General features: G+C 72.0%; 19 protein-coding genes. 12 read left to right on the forward strand and 7 right to left on the reverse strand.

The window, feature by feature from the left end:
• Positions 1-76: 76 nt before the first annotated feature.
• On the reverse strand, positions 77-748 hold the full coding sequence (locus tag ACIBQ6_RS24705; protein ID WP_358298444.1) for a hypothetical protein: 672 nt from the start codon (positions 746-748) through the stop codon (positions 77-79).
• A 133-nt stretch (positions 749-881) separates the two neighbouring features.
• On the opposite strand from ACIBQ6_RS24705, the gene ACIBQ6_RS24710 reads away from it, so the two are divergent.
• A complete protein-coding gene (locus ACIBQ6_RS24710; protein WP_397214693.1) occupies positions 882-1,871 on the forward strand; it encodes an acyl-CoA dehydrogenase family protein in 990 nt (329 codons plus the stop codon).
• A gap of 6 nt (positions 1,872-1,877) precedes the next feature.
• On the opposite strand, the gene ACIBQ6_RS24715 is transcribed toward ACIBQ6_RS24710, so the two are convergent.
• Positions 1,878-2,351, reverse strand: coding sequence for a hypothetical protein (locus tag ACIBQ6_RS24715; protein ID WP_352365354.1), 474 nt, complete (start codon positions 2,349-2,351; stop codon positions 1,878-1,880).
• Positions 2,352-2,451: 100 nt separating this feature from the next.
• Between ACIBQ6_RS24715 and ACIBQ6_RS24720 the strand changes: the two genes are divergently transcribed.
• The 5 genes from ACIBQ6_RS24720 to ACIBQ6_RS24740 all read left to right on the forward strand — a co-directional run bounded on the left by ACIBQ6_RS24720 (position 2,452) and on the right by ACIBQ6_RS24740 (position 8,743).
• Complete coding sequence (locus ACIBQ6_RS24720) at positions 2,452-3,519, forward strand: LLM class flavin-dependent oxidoreductase (protein WP_397214695.1); 1,068 nt, start codon at positions 2,452-2,454, stop codon at positions 3,517-3,519.
• Entirely contained in the window at positions 3,516-4,592 is a 1,077-nt protein-coding gene (locus ACIBQ6_RS24725; RefSeq protein WP_397214697.1) for a hypothetical protein, read from the forward strand. Before ACIBQ6_RS24720 ends, ACIBQ6_RS24725 begins: the two co-directional genes overlap by 4 nt.
• Positions 4,593-4,608: 16 nt before the next feature.
• Positions 4,609-6,126, forward strand: a complete 1,518-nt coding sequence (locus tag ACIBQ6_RS24730; RefSeq protein ID WP_397214699.1) for an AMP-binding protein — start codon at positions 4,609-4,611, stop codon at positions 6,124-6,126.
• Positions 6,127-6,299: 173 nt separating this feature from the next.
• Positions 6,300-7,622 carry an FAD-dependent oxidoreductase gene (locus ACIBQ6_RS24735; RefSeq protein WP_397214701.1) on the forward strand — a complete coding sequence of 441 codons (1,323 nt, stop codon included), beginning with the start codon at positions 6,300-6,302 and terminating at the stop codon, positions 7,620-7,622.
• A gap of 8 nt (positions 7,623-7,630) precedes the next feature.
• Positions 7,631-8,743 (forward strand): DUF6986 family protein, encoded by a 1,113-nt coding sequence (locus ACIBQ6_RS24740; protein ID WP_397214703.1) that lies wholly within the window; start codon positions 7,631-7,633, stop codon positions 8,741-8,743.
• Positions 8,744-8,780: 37 nt separating this feature from the next.
• On the opposite strand, the gene ACIBQ6_RS24745 is transcribed toward ACIBQ6_RS24740, so the two are convergent.
• The 3 genes from ACIBQ6_RS24745 to ACIBQ6_RS24755 all read right to left on the reverse strand — a co-directional run bounded on the left by ACIBQ6_RS24745 (position 8,781) and on the right by ACIBQ6_RS24755 (position 11,172).
• On the reverse strand, positions 8,781-9,461 hold the full coding sequence (locus tag ACIBQ6_RS24745; RefSeq protein ID WP_358298459.1) for a copper homeostasis protein CutC: 681 nt from the start codon (positions 9,459-9,461) through the stop codon (positions 8,781-8,783).
• A gap of 168 nt (positions 9,462-9,629) precedes the next feature.
• The gene (locus ACIBQ6_RS24750; RefSeq protein ID WP_358298461.1) at positions 9,630-10,166 is read right to left on the reverse strand and encodes a GNAT family N-acetyltransferase; all 537 of its coding nucleotides are present in this window, start codon (positions 10,164-10,166) and stop codon (positions 9,630-9,632) included.
• 265 nt (positions 10,167-10,431) lie between these two features.
• A complete protein-coding gene (locus ACIBQ6_RS24755) occupies positions 10,432-11,172 on the reverse strand; it encodes a GntR family transcriptional regulator (protein WP_352363150.1) in 741 nt (246 codons plus the stop codon).
• A gap of 150 nt (positions 11,173-11,322) precedes the next feature.
• Here ACIBQ6_RS24755 and ACIBQ6_RS24760 point away from each other — a divergent pair, with 150 nt between their 5' ends.
• Positions 11,323-11,646 carry a hypothetical protein gene (locus tag ACIBQ6_RS24760; RefSeq protein WP_397160906.1) on the forward strand — a complete coding sequence of 108 codons (324 nt, stop codon included), beginning with the start codon at positions 11,323-11,325 and terminating at the stop codon, positions 11,644-11,646.
• A gap of 376 nt (positions 11,647-12,022) precedes the next feature.
• Here the strand turns inward: ACIBQ6_RS24760 and ACIBQ6_RS24765 are convergent, their stop codons facing one another.
• On the reverse strand, positions 12,023-12,466 hold the full coding sequence (locus tag ACIBQ6_RS24765; RefSeq protein WP_397214705.1) for a Zn-ribbon domain-containing OB-fold protein: 444 nt from the start codon (positions 12,464-12,466) through the stop codon (positions 12,023-12,025).
• 3 nt (positions 12,467-12,469) lie between these two features.
• Positions 12,470-13,630, reverse strand: a complete 1,161-nt coding sequence (locus ACIBQ6_RS24770; RefSeq protein WP_358298636.1) for a thiolase C-terminal domain-containing protein — start codon at positions 13,628-13,630, stop codon at positions 12,470-12,472.
• A 285-nt stretch (positions 13,631-13,915) separates the two neighbouring features.
• On the opposite strand from ACIBQ6_RS24770, the gene ACIBQ6_RS24775 reads away from it, so the two are divergent.
• The 5 genes from ACIBQ6_RS24775 (at position 13,916) to ACIBQ6_RS24795 (ending at position 18,923) form a co-directional block, all read left to right on the forward strand.
• Positions 13,916-14,437, forward strand: a complete 522-nt coding sequence (locus ACIBQ6_RS24775) for a flavin reductase family protein (RefSeq protein ID WP_387682130.1) — start codon at positions 13,916-13,918, stop codon at positions 14,435-14,437.
• Positions 14,424-15,545 (forward strand): acyl-CoA dehydrogenase family protein, encoded by a 1,122-nt coding sequence (locus ACIBQ6_RS24780; RefSeq protein ID WP_358298467.1) that lies wholly within the window; start codon positions 14,424-14,426, stop codon positions 15,543-15,545. The genes ACIBQ6_RS24775 and ACIBQ6_RS24780 overlap by 14 nt, the downstream gene beginning before the upstream one ends.
• A gap of 11 nt (positions 15,546-15,556) precedes the next feature.
• Positions 15,557-16,330, forward strand: a complete 774-nt coding sequence (locus ACIBQ6_RS24785; RefSeq protein ID WP_352363141.1) for an SDR family oxidoreductase — start codon at positions 15,557-15,559, stop codon at positions 16,328-16,330.
• Between the two features lie 63 nt (positions 16,331-16,393).
• A complete protein-coding gene (locus tag ACIBQ6_RS24790) occupies positions 16,394-17,689 on the forward strand; it encodes a DUF2252 domain-containing protein (protein WP_397214708.1) in 1,296 nt (431 codons plus the stop codon).
• 28 nt (positions 17,690-17,717) lie between these two features.
• A complete protein-coding gene (locus ACIBQ6_RS24795) occupies positions 17,718-18,923 on the forward strand; it encodes a hypothetical protein (protein ID WP_397214710.1) in 1,206 nt (401 codons plus the stop codon).
• The last annotated feature ends 2 nt before the right edge of the window (positions 18,924-18,925 follow it).

An 18,925-nucleotide genomic window follows, 5' to 3' on the forward strand; every position in this document is an offset into this window, starting at 1 on the left:
AGCCGCGCCGCGCGGCGTTAATCGGGCGCGGGTCCGGATCGGCCCGGATCGCCGGATTCGCGGCCGGTACGCGGGCTCAGGCCGAGAGGGGCAGCCAGCCGCCCACGAAGACGCCCAGGCAGAGGGTGAACAGTCCGGCGAAGACGGCCGAGACCGCCAGGGCGCGCACGCGGGCCCGCCGGTTCCTGCGCAGCACCGCGACCAGGGCCACGGCCAGCAGCGCGACCACCGTGGCCGGTCCGGGCCAGAACGACTGCTCGCTGTCGATGAAGCCGGGGGTCGCCCGGTCGACGACGTCGGCGATCAGCAGCGCGCCGATCGCGCCCGCGGCCAGGTCGCCCCAGCGGTCCCGCCTGCGGGTGACGTAGGCGAGCAGGCCGAGTCCGACGAGCAGGCCGACCGTCCAGTTCAGCCCGGCGACGCCGCCGCCGATGACGTCGAAGCCGTCCACACCGCGCAGCGCGCCCGCGCCCATGGCCGCGACCAGGGTGGACACGGCCGCCAGGAACGTGGTCAGCAGCGCCCAGCCGAACCCCGACGCGGTGGCGCCCACGACCAGCGCGAGGGTCAGGTAGGCGTACGGGTCGTAGAGCTGGCCGAACCATTCGGGGCCCTTGCCGGCGGTGAGCATGCCGATGAGGCCGACGGCCAGTCCTGCCAGGAAGGCCGCCAGCACATGGCGTTCCATGCGGCGCAGACGCCGGTCGCATTCGGCGAAGTCGGCGTACTCGATCGCGGTGTGGTTCATCTTCATTCCCTGGTCAATCCCTCCCCCGGAAATGTCTAGGGATGACCGCATCCAGATTATGTATCCATCCAAAAAAGGCAAATTTCGGTCATCCGTATCTAAGACAAGCAATCGCTTGGTTTACCATGCTCGGGTGACCCTCTCCGATGAGCTCGGCGCCGTCGTCCGTGCCTACCTCGCCGACCGGCCGGACGCGACCTGGCAGGCGTTCGCGCGGGACGTGGGCGCGGCGGGGCTGCTCGTGCCCGAGCGGTACGGCGGCGCGGGCTGCGGCCCGGCCGAGGCGGCGGCCGTGGCCGAGGAGCTGGGACGCGCGCTGTCACCCCACCCGTTCCTGCAGTCGGCCGTGCTGGCCGTCGGGGCGCTCATGGCCGACGGGGACGAGGACGCGCGGGCCCGGCTGCTGCCGGAGCTGGCCTCGGGGGCGGCGACGGCGACCGTCGTGCTGCCGGACGACGGGGACCTGGCGCTGGCGGACGACCGGCTCTCGGGCTCGGCGCCGTACGCGCTGGACGGCGAGATCGTGCTCGTCTACACCGGCGGGCACCTGGTCGAGGCCGAGCCGACGCGGCGGACGGCGTACCCGACCATGGACGAGACCCGCCCCCTGGTCTCCCTGACCTTCGACCGCGCACCCGTACGAAGGCTGGGCCCGGGGACGTCGTGGGCCCGCGTACGCGACCTCGGGATCGCGGCCCTGGCGGCCGAGCAGACCGGCGGCGCGGCGCGCTGCCTGGAGATGGCCACCGAGTACGCACGCTCGCGCCGGCAGTTCGGCCGGCCGATCGGCTCCTTCCAGGCGATCAAACACAAGCTGGCCGACGTCCTGCTGCTCGTGGAGTCCGCCCGCTCGGCGGCACGGGCGGCGGCGGAGGCGGCGGCTGCGGAGGCGGCGACGGCGGACACAGAGGCGGAGGTCTTCGCGGCCGTCGCGGGGTCGTACTGCGCGGAGGCCTACCTGACGGCGGCCGGCGAGAACATCCAGGTGCACGGCGGGATCGGGGTGACCTGGGAGCATCCGGCGCACCGGTATCTCAAGCGGGCCACGTCCGACGCCCAGCTCCTGTGCCCGCCGCGGACGCACCGCGCCCGCCTGGCCGCGCACGTCTTCGGCGAGGCGTGAGGCGGCTCAGCCGCCGAGCAGCTCCTCCCACGGATGGCGGGTGTTGGTGCGGCGGGTGGTGTCGAGCGCCTCGGCCAGACGCCACAACCCCGGCCGCGCGCGCACCCGCGCCCGGCCCATGGGGTCGATCGCGCGCAGCTCGAAGCGCACCCCCAGCACCTCCAGCACCGCCGAGCCCGCGCCCGCGGGGCCGGCGGCCGTGAGCGGCGCGCCGCCGGCGTCGCCGACCTGGCCGGCGAGCAGCGCGGCCACCTCCGAGGCGTACGGCCCGTCGCGCCACTCGATGTGCCAGCTCCGGTCGGCGCCGCGCCACCACGTCAGGTCGCGGCACGACTCGATGACGTCGGCCTCGGTCGCGAGGGCGGCCATGACCCGGCCGAAAGCCTCGTAGCCGCGCGCGTCGGGGAGCGAGGGATCGTCGTCGCCATGGTCGTGGAACGTGCCGTCCTTCGACCGCCGCAGCGCGTGCTTTCGCCTCACAGCAACCACTCTGATCGGCGGCGCGCCCTTCCCGCAAGTGTTCGGCCCTGATACGCTCTACCAAGCGAGCGCTTGGTTCACTACTTTCGCCGGAGGCGCGATGACGTCCCTACGGATCAGCCTGGGGTACGAACTGGAGGTCCGCGGCCGCACCCGCGAGGTCGAACGACAGGCGTTCCAGAACGTGATCGAGCAGGTCGTCCTCGGCGATCGGCTGGGGTTCGACACGGCCTGGTTCGTCGAGCACCACTTCACCAGGGGCTTCTCCCACTCCTCCGCCCCCGACCTGGTCCTCGCGGCCATCTCGCAGCGCACCGAGCGCATCCACCTCGGGCTCGGCGTGGTGCTGCTGCCGTTCCAGTCGCCCATCCGCACCGCCGAGCGGGTCGCCACCCTCGACGTGCTGAGCGGCGGCCGGGTCGAGTTCGGCACCGGACGCGGCGCCTCCCCCCTGGAGTACCAGGCCTTCCAGCGGCCGTTCGAGAAGTCGCGGCAGATCTGGGAGGACTCGCTGGAGGCCACCCTCGCCATCTGGCGCGCCGACGGCGAGCCGATCAGCAGGTCGACCGAGTTCTTCGAGATCCCCGACGTGGCCGTCTACCCCCGTCCGGTCCAGGAGCCGCACCCGCCCGTGTGGGTGGCCTCCACCTCGCTGGAGGGCTACCTGGCCGCCGCCCGGCACGGCTACAACCTGCTGGGCATGACGATGCTCAAGGGCCTCGACGACGTCGCCGCCGACATCGCAAAATACCGGGAGTGCCTGGCCGAGAGCGGTTTCGACCCCGCCTCCCGGCGCGTGGCGCTGATGATCCCCTGGTTCGCCGCCCCCACCCGGGACGAGGCCACCGCCACCGCCGCCGACGCCGTCCTGTGGTACATCCGCCGCCAGGTCAACCTGGTCACCCCGCCCGACTACTACGACGCCCGGCACGCCACCCACCGCGTGCTGGGCCAGCTCGCCGCCGGGATGCCGCCGGAGGAGGCGATGGCCACCCTGCGCGAGCACCTCATGGTCGTGGTGGACGACGTCGAGGGCTCGCGCAAGGCCCTGGCCAGGATCGCCGAGGCCGGCGCCACGGACCTGATCATCCAGGCGCAGGTCGGCGGGCTGGCCCACGAGAAGGTGTGCGAGTCGATGACGCTGTTCATGAACGAGGTGGCCCGTTGACCGCCGCCCGCTGGCTGACCCGCGACGACCTCGCCTCGTCCGCACGCACCGCCGAAGGGCTGCTGCTCGTCGCGCCCGACCTGTCCAGCGTGTTCCCGCTCGGCCCGGAGGACGCCGCCGCCGCGACCGGGCTCACCGCGGCGGCGCTGCGCGCGGCCGGCGTCGGCGGGCGCGACCGGGTCGTGGTGGCGCTCGCCGAGCCCGCGGGCGCGTTGTGGACCGCCGCCGCCGCGCAGGTCGCGCGGGCCGCCGCCGCCGTCGAGCCGCGCGGCCGCCTGCGCCTGCACCACGCGCTGACCGCGCTCGGCGCGACCACGCTGGTCAGCACCCCGACGGGCGCGATGGACCTGCTGGCCCGCCTGCACCTGGAGTTCCTGCTCGACCCGCTCGACCTCGGGCTCGACCACATCGTCCTGACCGGCGAGATCGCCTCCAGGCGGACGATGGGACATCTGGCCGGCGAGTTCGGCTGCGCGGTCACCGAAGTGCTCGCCAGCCCGTTCGGCGGGGCCGCGCTCGCGTTCAGGGCCGCCGAGGACGCGCCGCTCACCCCGCTCGCGGACGGCGTGCTGGGCCTCGCCTCGCTGACCAAGGACGACCTGGCCGGCCCTCAGGACGCACTCGCCGAGGTGGTCCTCACGCCGTCCGGGCACTCCACGCTGGGCGACGCCGTGCTCAGGACCGGCCTGGTGGCCAGGGCCGACGGATCCGGCGGCTCCGGGCTGCCCGCGCCCGCGCACACCGTCGGCGACCACGTGCTGGTCAGGGGCGTGTGGCTGGCGTTGCCGCGGGTCGAGAAGGCGCTGTCGAAGATCGACGGCGTGACCGGCTGGGAGCTGTCGGTCGAACGCCAGGGCACCCTGGACGCCGCCGCCCTGACCGTCTCCTTCGGCCGGGAGAGCCTGGTCAGGAACCCGATGTGGCGGTCGAGGATCGAGCAGGCCGTGCGCGCCCTGACCCCGATCTCGATCGACGTCCGCATCGCCCAGGACGTCCTGGAGACCCCCGTGCCCGGCACGGTGGACGACCGGCGCGGCCACCATCTCGGCCGGGACAGGGCCCTCGTCAGCTAGCGCGACGGAGTAGCCGATGGCATCGATGCCCGACTGGGGGACGCTCCCCCGCATGCTGCGCGACCAGGCCGCACGCCACCCGGACGCCGTCGCGGTCGTCGAGGGCGGCGCGCGCGTCACGCTGTCGGAGCTCAGGACGGGAGCCGCCGAGGTCGCCCGCGGGCTGATCGCCCTCGGCGTGGAGCCCGGCGACCGGGTGGCGATCTGGGGCCCGAACTCGGCGTCCTGGGTGCGGCACGCGTTCGGCGTCTGGGACGCGGGGGCCGTCCTCGTGCCGTTGTCGTCGCGGTACAAGGGCATCGAGGCGGCCGGGCTGATCGGCCGGACCGGGGTGAAGGTCGTCATCGTCGGAGATCCGCCGCTCGCCGGCCTGCTGCCGCCCATGGACGCCCGGGTGGCCGTGCGCGCGGCCGGCGACCTGGAGGCGGGCGGGGTGAGCGCACGGGCGGCCGAGGAACGGGCGCTGGCGGTCGGGCCCGGCGACCTGTGCGAGATCATGTCCACGTCCGGCACCACGGGCACGCCCAAGGGCGTGATGCTCGACCACGCCCAGGTCCTGCGCGGCTACTGGGACTGGGCGGAGATCGTCACGCTGGACGAGCACGACCGCTATCCGGTGATCGCGCCGTTCAACCACGGGTTCGGGCTGAACGCCGGGCTCGTCGCGTGCGTGCTGCGGCGGGCCACGATGTTGCCGATCCCGGTGTTCTCGCCGGACGCCCTGATGTCGCTGATCTCCTCCGAGAAGGTGACGATCCTGGCCGGGCCGCCCACCCTGTTCGCCCGGATCCTGGACGAGCTGGACCGCGCCGACCGGGACGTCTCCTCGCTGCGGGTGGCCATCTGCGGGGCCGCCTCCGTGCCCGCCACGCTGATCACCCGGCTGGCCGAGCGGGTCGGCCTGGAACGGATGATCAACGCGTACGGGCTGATGGAGGGCACGGTCGTGTCCATGACCCGGGCCGGCGACCCCATCGACGTGATCGCGAACACCACCGGCAGGGCCGTCCCGGGCATCGAGGTCAAGATCGTGGACGACGACGGCAAGGAGGTCGCGCCCGGCCGGCGCGGCGAGATCCTGCAACGCGGCTACGGCGTCATGCGCGGCTACTGGGACGACCCCGCCAGGACGGCCGAGGTGATCGACGCCGACGGCTGGCTGCACACCGGCGACGTCGGCGTGCTGGACGAGGCGGGCAACCTCGCCATCGTGGACAGGAAGAAGGAGCTCTACATCGTCAACGGGTTCAACGTCTCCCCCGCCGAGGTCGAGTCGCTCCTGCTGCGCGAGGGCTCGCTGGCCCAGGCCGCCGTGGTCGGCGTGCCCGACCCGGTCTCCGGCGAGGCCGGCGTGGCGTACGTGGTGCCCCGGCCGGACGCCCGCGTCACCGCCGACGCGCTGCTGGCCTGGGCGAAGGCCAACATGTCCAACTACAAGGTGCCCAAGCGCGTCGAGGTGGTGGACGCGCTGCCGGTCAACGTCAACGGCAAGGTCGACAAGCTCGCCCTGCGCTCGCGGGCCGTCCCCGGATAGCGGCGTTTCAGGGGCTGCCATGAGGGGCCCCGTGAGCGAGAATCCGGTTGGACGGGTATTCACGGGAGACGGGTTCACCTGCGGGCGACCGGGGATACATCGAGCACACGGGCCGGTTGCACCTCTAGGGACGCGTCCTCCGCGTCGCACCTTCACCGGCATGAGGAGGCAGCGTGGCGTTGCACGTGGCGGTCATCGGGTCGGGGCCGGCCGGGATCTACACGGCCGAGGCGCTGGTCAAGCAGTCGGCCGAGCCTGTGCTGGTCGACGTCCTGGAACGGCTGCCCACGCCGTACGGGCTGGTCAGGTACGGCGTGGCGCCCGACCACACCTCGATCAAGTCGATCGCGAACTACCTGCGCAGGGTCCTCGAACTGCCCCAGGTGCGCTTCCTCGGCGGCGTCACGCTGGGCGACCACGTCTCGGTCGCGGACCTGCTTCGCGTCTACGACGCGGTCGTCTACTGCACGGGCGCGATGGTCGACCGGCGGCTCGGCATCCCCGGCGAGGACCTGCCGGGCAGCGTCGCGGCCACCGACTTCGTCAACTGGTACTGCGGCCACCCCGACGTCGATCCCGGCCGCTTCACGCTGGACAGCTCCGAGGTCGCGGTGATCGGGGTCGGCAACGTGGCCGTCGACGTCGTCCGCGTGCTGGCCAAGACCGCCGAGGAGCTGCGGCACACCGACGTGCCCCACGACGTCCTCGACCGGTTGAGCCAGAGCCAGGTCAAGGCGATCCACATGGTCGGCAGGCGGGGGCCCGAGCACGCCAAGTTCACCCTGAAGGAGCTGCGCGAGCTCGGCGAGCTGGCCAACGCCGACGTCTGCGTGCGCCCCGACGAGGCGGCCGTCCTCGGCGCCGACTTCCCGCGCCAGGTCCAGGGCAACATCAAGGTCCTGCAGTCGTGGGCCGGCCGCGAGCCCGTGGGCCGGCCGCGCCGCCTCGACGTGCGCTTCTGGCTGCGGCCGGTGGAGATCCTGGGCGCCGACCGGGTCGAGGGGCTCCGGCTCGAACGCACCCGCCTGTCGGAGGAGGGCCGCGTCGTCGGCACCGGCGAGTACGAGACGCTGCCCGTCGGCATGGTGCTGCGCTCGGTCGGCTACCAGAGCGTCCCGCTGCCCGGCGTGCCGTTCTCCGAGCGGACCATGACCGTGCCCAACGAGGCGGGCCGGGTGCGTCCGCGCGAGTACGTGGCGGGCTGGCTCAAACGCGGGCCGACCGGCGTCATCGGCACCAACAAGTCCGACGCCGCCGAGACGGTCCGCACGCTGCTGGCCGACCTGGAGGGCGAGTCCCTGGAGGGCGGCGCGCCGGTGTCGCGGCCGACGGTCGAGTCGCTGCTGGCCGAGCGGGGCGTGCGGCCGGTGACCTACGACGACTGGCTGGCCATCGAACGGGCCGAGGGCGAGCTGGCCAGGTCGCTCGGCCGGGGCGAACGCGTCAAGCTGGTCGGCGTCGACACCATGCTCCGCGCCTGCGCCCACCCGGAATGAGCCCGTACGTGCACGACGAGCCCGTGCCCGGCTTCGCCGAGGTCCACGCGGCGCAGCAGGCCCGCTACCCCATGGCCGAGCCGGGCTGGCAGCCGGTCCACACCGTCTACGTGCCGGCCGACCGTTTCTCCGCCTCGACCGTCGCCGAGTGGGGAGGGCGGGCGCTGTCGCTGGCCGAGGCGCATCTGGAGGCGTTCGCGCCCGGCGTGCGCGACCGGGTGCTCGGCAAGCTGGCCCGCGAGCCGGTCGAGGACCTGCGGATCGACTTCGAGGACGGCTACGGCGTGCGCCCGCACGAGGAGGAGGACGGGCACGCCGAACAGGCCGCGCGGGCCGTGGCCCGCCTGCACGCCGCCGGGACCCTGCCGCGGCGGTGGGGGCTGCGGGTGAAGTCGTTCGCCGACGGCGACCCGGCGAGGTCGGTGCGCACGCTCGGCGGCTTCCTGGCCGGGGTGCTGGAGCGGGCGGGCGAGCTGCCGGCGGGGTTCACGGTGACGTTCCCGAAGGTGCTGATGGAGGCGTACCTCGGACAGTTCGCGGGCGTGCTGGAACGGCTGGAGACGCGGCTCGGCCTGTCCGGTCTGCGCTTCGAGATGCAGGTGGAGGCACCCCAGACGCTGCCCTTCCTGCGGGCCGAGCTGCCCGGGACGCTCGGCGGGCGGCTGGCCGCGGCGCACTTCGGCGTGTTCGACTACACCGCCGCCATCGGCCTGCCGCCGCACGAGCAGCGGCTCGACCATCCGGCCTGCGACCACGCCAGGCACGTGATGCAGACGGCGTTCGCGGGCACGGGCGTGGAGCTGTCCGACGGCTCGCTGGCCGCCGGGCCCGCCTCCGACCGGGCGGACGACGTCCACGCCCTGTGGGGCAGGCACGCCCGGCTGGTCGGCCATTCCCTCGCCCACGGCTTCCACCAGGGCTGGGACATGCATCCGGCGCAGCTCGTCAGCAGGTTCGCCACCGTCTACGCCTTCCACCTCGCCCACTACGACTCCTACCGGGAGCGCGTACGGGCCTGGGAGGAGCGGCGGGCGGCCGGGGGCGGCGTCATGGACGAGCCGGCCACCGTCAGGACGCTGGCCGCCGCCCTCCGCCGCGCCGACGCGGCCCTGTACCCCTGAGGCGCGCGTCCAGAGGATCCGCGGGGCCCTGAGGGGCTCAGTCGCGCTCGACCAGGGAGCGCCACTGCCGGACCAGCCGCCACTCGACGGGGTCCGTCCAGCTCGCCCGTACGGCCGAGCCCACGTGGAAGGCGCGGATGCCGTAGTCCAGCAGGTCGGGCACGTGAGCGGGCTTGAGCCCGCCGCCGGCCAGGATGATCGACCCGTCGCCGGCCTCGGCCCTGGACCTGAGCGTGGACAGTCCCGCGCCGACGCCCTGGGGGGAGCCGGAGGTGAGCACGGTGGCCAGGTTGGGCAGCAGCCGCACGGCCCGCCAGGACGCCTGCACGTCGGCGGCGTGGTCGACCGCGCGGTGGAAGGTCCACGGGAGCGGCGAGACGGCGTGGATGAGCGCCTCGGTGGCCGCCAGGTCGACCACGCCCGCGTCGTCGAGGAAGCCGAACACGAACCCGGCCGCGCCGGCCTGCGCGAGCGCCTTGGCGTCGCGGCGCAGCCGGTCCAGGACGTCGGGGTCGGCGGTGAAGTTGGCCTCGCAGCGCAGCATCACCATCTGGGGAAGGGGGCACTCCGCGGCGATCGCGGCGACCGTCTCCGGTGCAGGGGTGAGCCCGTCGGCCGCCATGTCGGCGACGACCTCCAGGCGGTCGGCGCCGCCCTGCTCGGCGGCCACGGCGTCGCGCACATTGAGCGCGATCACCTCAAGGAGGGATCCGGTCATGGCAAAGAGGTTATATGGCGCTCTGTCCACTTGCGCCGGAAACGCACGTGCCCATCGGGGCCGCTGCGGTACATGCCGACGAGGTGACCTGCCGCCTGACGTGAGGTGGCGCGCGACCACCGGCCGGGCCCGGCCCCCTTCCGGACCGGGTCCGGCCAGAGGGGTTCGCTAGGCGCTGATCAGCTCCGCGACCGTCAGGTCACGGAAGGCCGTCGTGGACAGGTCGCGCGACGGCCGCTGGAACAGGGCCCCGGACGAGCGGTGCGGCAGGTCCACCGTACGGACGTGCCGGAAGCCGCGCATGCGGTAGTACTCCTGCAGCCGCGGGTTGGCCTTGGCGCAGTCGAGCCGGAGCCAGGGCAGCCCGGCGGAACGGGCCGCCGAGCAGGCCCAGTCGAGGAGCGCGTCGCCGAGCCCGCTGCCGGACCACGGCCTGGCCACGGCCAGCTTGTGGACGTAGAGCGCGGCCCCCGGGTCGTCGGCCGGGGTCCAGAACTCCGGGTCGGCGTTGCCGTCGAGGGCGATGGTCGCCACGGGCGGGGCCTGGACGTCGGGGTCTAGATAGCGCAGCTCGTCGTCGAGCAGGTACAGGACCCGCTCCTCGATGAGCGGCTCGATCCGCTCGGGGCCGAATCCCTGCCGCGGCCACTGCCGCACTCCCTGGGTGTGCAGCCACTCGGCGGTGTCCGCGAGCAGCCTGAGCACGCCGGGAAGGTCCGCGGGCTCCGCGCGCCGGAGTGCGAGCGGGTGAAGGAGGGTGTTTGTGTGCATAATACAGCCCTTCGATGCGTTGGGTGCCCATGCCGACACACAGCGTGATGACGCAATGTCGCGCAGGGGCGATATGGGTCCTCAACCCGATATATATGGATAAATGGCGATTTAGGGGAGTATGCACGACTCCCCTAGGCCAGCGAGGCGGCTTTCTCGCTGCGCCCGGCCGGCGGGATCACCCCTTCAACCGAGCCCGTCAGCGGCGACGATCGAGCTCGTATCTGATCAGATGTTTGTCGGCGGGCAGCACCGACACAGCGACACGCACTGGCATGTCGGCCCCGTCGTATCCGACTCGGACGTAGACCATGACTGGCGTGCCGAGTTCGAGTTGGAGGCGCTCGGCCTCCTCCTGGTTGGGCATACGGGCCCAGATGTCGTCGACGACGCGTATCTGCGCGTGCCCGAGTTCTTCCAGAACCCTGTTCGCCCCGCGCGCGATGTCTCCGGGCCTGGCGATCTCGGAGTCGGCGACCAGATCACGGGGGAAGTAGGAGTCGTTGGTGTTGTACGGCTGGCCGTCGACGAACCGCAGGCGGCGACGCACGACCGCCAGCTCTCCGTCGGCCAGTTCCAGCCTGCTGGCGATCTCCTCGACGGGAGAAACCGTCAGCACTTCAATGTACTGGCTCGGGGCCCGGCCTTCCTGCGCAACGGCGTAGGCGAAGGCCTCCTTCAGTTCTCCGGTGGGCTGCGGCTCCAGCTCGCGCTGCGGGTAGATGAGCAGCGGCCTGCGGTCGCGGACCACCGTGCCGCGCCTCGGCGTGCGCGTGACCAGCCCCTCGTTGACGAGCTCCCCGAGAGCCAGCCTGACGGTGTTCCTGCTCACCCCGTGGTCTTCCATGAGCTGTGCCTCGGTCGGCAGCTGCGCCCCGGGGCCGAGGACACCCGAGTAGATGGCTCGACGCAATTCCGCCGCCACCTGCTGATACAGCACCGACCTTGCCACTTTCACCCCTTTTGTTCCAACAATTTAGACGATCTGGTTCTAGCAGGCCACAACCCCTTGACCGAAGCCCCTCGACCGGCCCATCATCCATTCGTTGGTACAAATCCATCTAAAGGCCGGTGAGGGGGTGGAGGCCAAGTGTTGCCGGTTCACTCGGACACGCCGTTCCTGCCCTGGCAGGACCCCCGCGAAGCAACTCGTTTACTGCGTTACGCGTTGCGGCGCGACGGGTTCTCCCACAAGCACCAGAGCAAGGAAAAGGCGATGTCCGTGCTCTCGGTGTCGACCGAACCGACCGTGTGGTGCATAGACGGATCCTTTGTCTGGAACGAGGAGGGTGGCGCCCCCGTCACGCACCCCATCGATGACCCTGTCGGTGCGGCTCGACGCAGCACCGTTCGTCACCGGCGGCACGTGCCTTCGCACACCCCCACCGACTCCGTGCGCGAACTCGCGGCCTAGGACTCCATCCCTCGCCGGAGTCCTGGCGTCGCCGCGCACGGGGCAGGAAGCGCGTCCTGGCGGGTCCCCCACGCCCGCCAGGACGCGCCTTCCTCCGAGAGGGACCCTCTTGCGCCGCCGTACCGCCCCCGTGCCCGGAGGGCTGCGCGCCATCCGAGCCAGGCCCGGGCCGGCGGCAGGAGTCAGCGGTCGTGACCTCGGTGTCACGTCTGTCGCCGAGTCGCTACCGCACACGTACGCCGCCACGTCCGGGTCGCCTCCATGGTTGACGCCTCAGCTTCATCATCAACCCTCACGGGCCAACCTGTAGGCACCTTCGCAATGGTGGGACTGGTGGGAATTTCCGGTACGAATCGAATGTCCGGTTCTGGACCGATCAGCGGGAGGATGTGCGCTCGGGCGAATGGGCATCCGCGTCCCCGTCCAGGGGCTCCCAGTCGAGCAGGGTCAGCCGGTCGTCGATGCGCGTGCGCACCCCTCGTACGCGCTGGCCGGGCAGCGGCTCGGGAGCGACGCCGCGCCAGTTCCCGTGCACCAGGCAGCCGGGGACGGCGTCCAGCCGGACCATCACCACGACGTACGGCTCCTCCGAACCCGGCAGGAAGGCCCGGCGGTTGACGATCCAGCTCTCGACCACGCCCTCGGCCGGCACCGGGAGCCACCGCCACGCCTCGCCCCGGCAGGACGGGCAGAAGGCCCGCGCCGGGAAGCGCGCGGTGCCGCAGCCGTCGCAGCGCTGCACCGCGAACCCCTCCCGCGCCAGGCGCTCCCACCACTCGGCGGAGTCGCGGTCGGGCTCGGGACGGGGACCGTGGGTCATGGGTCACGACCTCCTGAGGATCAGCGCGGAGGTGGCGGGCAGGATGTAGCCGGGCTGGGCCGTCGAGAGCGCCACCTCGGCGCCGGGCACCTGACGGTCGCCGGCCTCGCCCCGGAGCTGGGCGACCGCCTCGGCGACGTGGTTGAGGCCGTGCACGTACCCCTCCGACAGGAAACCGCCGTGGGTGTTCACGGGCAGCTCGCCGTCCGGCGCCGTGGCGCCCGACTCCACGTACGGGCCGCCCTCGCCCTTGGCGCAGAAGCCGTAGTCCTCCAGCTGCACGATCACCGAGTACGTGAAGCAGTCATAGATCTCGGCCACGTCCACGTCGCCGGGGCCGAGGCCGGCCTGCGCGTACAGGCGCGGGGCCAGGGCGGCGGCCGCGGTCACCGTGGGATCGGCCGGGCCCGTGCCCGACAGGTGGGACGTGCCGCCGCCCCAGGCCGCCGCCGAGATCAGGACGGGGTGGCGGCGCAGGTCGCGGGCGCGTTCGGCGGTGGTGACGACGAGGGCGCAGGCGCCGTCGGTCTCCAGGCAGCAGTCCAGGAGGCGGAACGGCTCGGCGATCCACCTGCCGGCCAGGTAGTCCTCCAGCGTGATCGGGGTGCGCATGAGGGCCCGCGGGTTCTTGACCGCGTTGGCTCGCTGGGTGACGGCGACGCGGCCGAAGTGCTCGGGCCTGGTGCCGTACCGGAGCATGTGGGCGCGGGCGTACATGGCGTACTGCTGCGGCGGGGCGAAGTAGCCGTACGGGGCCTGGTACTGGACCTCGGGACTGACCGGCACGCCGCGCCCGGTGCCGCCCATGCGGAACTCGGAACGGGCGTTGATCGCGCGGTAGCAGACGACGGTCTCGGCCATCCCCGTCGCCACGGCCAGGGCGGCCTGGCCGACGACGGCGTGCGAGACGCTGCCGCCGCCGAACTGGTCGAGGTGCCAGGCGAGGTCGGGCAGGCCGAGGGCGGGGGCCACCAGGGAGGGCGCGGCCGAGTCGCCGACGCGGTGGGTGGCCAGGCCGTCCACGGCGTCCGGGGGCAGGCCGGCGTCGTCGAGGGCGGCCAGGACGGCACGGCAGGCCAGGGTGAGGGTGCTGACGCCCGAGTTCTTGGTGAAGGGGGTGTAGCCGATCCCCGCTATGGCGGTCACATCCCGGAAATCAAGCAAGCGCTTGGGCACACAGAGCACGCTAGACCCACCTTTTTCCCCATGTCAACCGCGGGCGACCCGGTCACCGGACGGCGGGCGGCAGCCGGGGCGGGGTCCGGCGGGTTGACAGGGTCTCCGGAACGAGCCTAGTGTCCAAGCAAGCGCTTGGTATGTATGATGGGCGCAGTCGGTGACGAGGAGGCGGACCCCATGAGCACACACGCTGCCCGGCTCATCGCGCCGGACGGCTGTCGCGGCCTTCCGACGCCCTACCAGCGCAGCAGGACTCGTAACGGAGCCGCCATGCCGCCCGGCCCTACACAGCACAACGGGAACGGCCACATCGACGGCCGCCGGTTCCGTCAGGTCCTCGGCAGGTTCGCGACCGGCGTGGTGGCGATCACCGCCCTCGACCCGGCGAACGACCAGCCGTGCGGCCTGGCGGCCAACTCCTTCACCTCCGTCTCGCTCGACCCGCCGCTGGTGGCCTTCTGCGTGGCCCACACCAGCACGAGCTGGCCCCGGGTGCGCGGCGCGAAGGTCGTCACCGTGAACGTGCTGGCCGAGCATCAGCAGCCGGTCTGCGCGCAGATGGCGGCCAAGGGCGGCGACAAGTTCGCCGGCCTGGCCTGGACCGGCTCCCCCGGCGGCAACCCGGTGCTCGAAGGCGCGCTGGCCTGGCTCGACTGCGTGATCGAGGCCGAGCACCCGGCCGGCGACCACATGATCGTGGTGGCCCGGGTGCTGCAGCTCGACACGCACGCCGACGGCGGCCCCCTGGTCTTCTTCCAGGGCGGCTACGGGGGATTTGTTGAGCCTTCGTGAGCAGGCCCGCGCCTGGCTGGAGGAGAGCCTGTCCGGCGAGTTCGCGCACGTCCGCGGTCTCGGCGGCCCCGGCAGGGAGCACGAGGGGCACGACCTGCGCCTGGCCTGGGAACGCCGGCTCGGCCAGGCGGGCTGGACCTGCCTGAGCTGGCCCGAGCGGTACGGCGGCCGGGCCGCCTCCCTCGACGACCAGGTCGCGTTCTACGAGGAGTACGCCAGGGCCGACGCCCCCGCCCGGGTCGGCCTGATCGGCGAGGGGCTGATCGGCCCGACCATCCTGGAGTTCGGCACCGACGAGCAGAAGGACCGGTTCCTCCCGCCGATCCAGCGCGGCGAGGAGCTGTGGTGCCAGGGCTACTCCGAGCCCGAGGCCGGGTCCGACCTGGCGAACGTCCGGACCAGGGCGCGGCTCGAAGGCGACGAGTGGGTGATCACCGGGCAGAAGGTGTGGACGTCGCTGGCCCACGTCGCCGACTGGTGCTTCGTCCTGTGCCGTACCGAGGAGGGCTCGCAGCGGCATCGCGGGCTGTCGTACCTGCTGGTGCCGATGGGCGGGCCGGGCGTCACCGTACGCCCGATCAGGCAGCTCACCGGCACCTCCGAGTTCAACGAGGTGTTCTTCGACGGCGCGCGCACGGCGGCGGGGAACCTGCTCGGGGCGCCGGGCGAGGGCTGGCGGGTGGCCATGGCCACGCTGGGCCACGAGCGCGGCGCGTCCACGCTGGGGCAGCAGATCGGGTTCCGGCGGGAGCTGGCCGAGGTGATCGCGACCGCCCGACGGACCGGGGCGGCGAAGGACCCGGTGCTGCGCGACCGGCTCGTCCGGTCGTGGCTGGAGCTGGAGATCATGCGACTGAACGCCCTGCGGATGCTGGGCCCGGACCCGGGCCCGGAGGCGTCGATCGCCAAACTCTACTGGTCGGAGTGGCATCGACGGCTGGGCGAGCTGGCGCAGGAGGTGCAGGGCAAGGCCGGGCTCGTGGCGGCGGACGGCCTGAACGACCTGCAGCGCTTGTATTTGTTCAGCCGGGCGGACACGATCTATGCCGGGTCGAGTGAGATCCAGCGGAACATCATCGCCGAGCGCACTCTTGGACTCCCCCGCTGATTGGAGCACGGATGGCACCGCCCTATCCGAAGTCGCACGGTCTGCTCGACGGCAAGGTCACGCTGGTGACCGCCGCCGCGGGCGCGGGCATCGGCTACGCCACCGCCAGGCGCTGCGCGGAGGAGGGGGCGACGATCGTCCTGTCCGACCGGCACGAGCGCCGCCTGGCCGCCGCCGCCGAGGCGCTGACCGAGCTGACCGGCGTCAAGCCGCTGGCGGTCCCGTGCGACGTGACGTCGGAGCCGCAGGTGCTGGCGCTGTTCGACGCGGTGGTGGAGGCGCACGGCCGGCTCGACGTGGTGATCAACAACGCCGGCCTCGGCGGTACGGCCCCGCTGGCCGAGATGACCGACGAGCAGTGGCACGCGGTGCTCGACGTCACCCTCAACGGCACCATGCGCTGCACCAGGGCGGCGGTCCGGCACATGATCGGCCAGGGCTCCGGCGTGATCGTGAACAACGCCTCGGTGGCCGGCTGGCGGGCGCAGCGCGGGCAGGCGCACTACGCGGCGGCCAAGGCCGGGGTGATGGCGCTGACGAGGTGCGTCGCGCTGGAGGTCGCCGAGCACGGCGTCCGGGTGAACGCGGTGGCGCCGTCACTGGCCGTGCACCCCTTCCTGGCGAAGGTGACGAGCGAGGAGCTGCTGGCGGAGCTGGCCGCCAAGGAGGCGTTCGGGCGGTCGGCCGAGCCTTGGGAGGTGGCCAACGTGATCGTCTTCCTGGCCAGCGACTACTCCTCGTACATGACGGGCGAGACCGTCTCGGTGTCCTCGCAACATCCCTGACCTGGCCCTGTCAGGGAGAATTCGGGGTAGGCGGCGGGCATCGGGCGGGCTACCGTCCGTTGCATGGGCACACGCTCCTCCTTCCTGCTCGACGTCCTGATCAGCGAGTTCGGCGAGTCGATCAAACGGGACCCGGCCGCCTTCCGGCGCAAGTTCCGCAAGATGGCGGCCTCCCCCTTCGCCTTCTACCGGGGCAGCGCCGGCCTGTTCTACGCCGACCTGACCGGCGACTTCGCCGACGGCTCCTACCTCGACGAGCCCACAAGCCGGGTGTGGATCCACGGCGACCTGCACGCCGAGAACTTCGGCACGTACATGAACGCCTCCGGGGTGCTGGTCTTCAACGTCAACGACTTCGACGAGGCCTACGTCGGCCCCTACGTCTGGGACCTCAAGCGCTTCGCCGCCAGCGTGGCGCTGATCGGCTACGCCAAGGCGCTGTCGGACGAGACGATCAGCGCGCTGGTGACCGAGTTCGCGCGGGCGTACCTGGCCGAGCTGCACGGCATCGCCACCGGCGGCGACGAGGCCATCGGCTCGCTCACCCTGGAGACCACCGGCGGCGTGCTGCACCGGGTGCTGCAGACGGCGCGGCTCAGCACGCGGGTGGCGATGCTCGACGTGGAGACCGTGATCGAGGACTACGACCGGCGCTTCGCCCTCATGGACGGCCGGGAGGAGGTCGACGCCGCCACCCGGGAGCGGGTGCTGGCGGCGTTCGAGGGCTACCTGGCGACGCTGCCCACGCCGTCCAGCCCGGTCGAGCACGTCGTCAAGGACGTGGCGCTGCGCAAGGGCGTGGGCATCGGGTCGGCGGGGCTGCCGTCGTACAACCTGCTGCTGGAGGGGCGTTCGCAGGCGCTGGAGAACGACGTCATCCTCTACATGAAGCAGGCCCAGGCCCCGGCCGTGGCCCGGTACGTCGACAACGAGAAGGCGGCCTCCTACTTCCTGCACCAGGGCCACCGCACGGCCGAGTCGCAGCGGGCGCTGCAGGCCTACGCCGACCCCTGGCTCGGGTACGCCTCGCTCGACGGGGTGGGCCAGCTCGTGGCCGAGGTGTCGCCGTACTCGGCCGACCTCGACTGGGACGACGTCAACGAGCCCGACGAGCTGCGTTCCATCATGCGCGACCTGGGACGGGCGGTGGCCCGCATGCACTCGGTGGCCGACGACGAGTCCAGCCACGACCTGGTGGACTTCTCGACGGAGGAGGCGATCGTCGCGGTCATCAATGGCGATCAATCCGGATTCATCGGCATGTTGGTGGATTTCGCCCACCGATATGGGGCACAGGCTCGTGAAGACCATCAACGGTTCGTCGACCTGTTCAGGAACGGTCGCCTGCCCGGCCTGTGAGCCCTCGCGGCGGCCGCGGAGGAGCATCGTGCGTCATCTCATTGGGCTGCTGCTGGGAACCGAGGAGGACTGGCCGGCGGCGTTCGAGACCGTGTTACGCCGGTTGGGGCCGATCAAGGGGGTGGGCGAGTTCGACGTCGAGCGCATCACGATCGAGCCGTTCGACCTGCGTGCCAAGCCACGTCACGAGCTGGTGATCGACCGGCTGGCGTACTGGTACTACCACCCCCGCGAGTGGCTGAAGAAGATCGCCATGATGGACGACGTCTATCTGCTGAACAGCCCGTTCACGTTCCAGTCGATGGAGAAGCACGCGGCCTACTGCGCGATGATGCGGCTCGGGCTCAAGGTGCCGGAGACGGTGCTGGTGCCGTACAAGAACCCGCTGGACAACTCCCGCTACGCCTACACCGCCGAGCGCTACAACCGGGCCTTCGACCTCGACGCGGTCGCCGAGCGCATCGGCTATCCGCTGTTCATGAAGCCGTACGACGGCGGCGCCTGGCGGGGCGTCTCCCGCGTCCGCGACCGCGACGAGCTGCACCGCGCCTACGACCAGAGCGGCGAGATGCTCATGCACCTCCAGCAGTCCGTCGAGGGGTACGACGCCTTCGCCAGGTCGTTGTCGATCGGCGCGGAGACCATGGTCATGCGCTTCCGCCCCGACGAGCCGATGCACGCCCGGTACGCCGTGGACCACGAGTTCCTCTCGCCGTCCGTGGGTGAGGAGGTCGTCACCGTCGGGCGGCTGGTGAACGCGTTCTTCCGCTGGGAGTTCAACTCCTGCGAGACGCTGGTCAAGGGCGCCGACGTGCACCCGATCGACTACGCCAACGCCTGCCCCGACGTGGCCCTGACCAGCCTGCACTACTACTTCCCCTGGGCGATCAAGGCGCTGGTGAAGTGGAGCGTGTTCTGCGTGGCCACCCGCCGCCGGCCGCGCATCGACCTGGAGACGCACGACTACTTCGAGGTCACCGGCGACTACGGGGAACGGCTGGCCCGGTACCGGAAGCTGGCCGACCGGTATTTCGAGGTGGACCGGTACGAGGAGTTCTGCCGTACGCATCTGGGACACATCGACGAGATCGTGCTGGATTGGGTGGCCGGGCCGGAGTTCGACCGGTTACTGGTCGACACGGTGGCGGCCACGTACCCGGCGGCCGAGCGCGAGCGGTTCACCGAGCACTTCCGGGGGCTGCTGCGACTCTGGGTGAAGGACGAGGGCAGCTAGTA

Source organism: Nonomuraea sp. NPDC049655 (genome assembly GCF_044465465.1).
GTDB lineage: Bacteria > Actinomycetota > Actinomycetes > Streptosporangiales > Streptosporangiaceae > Nonomuraea.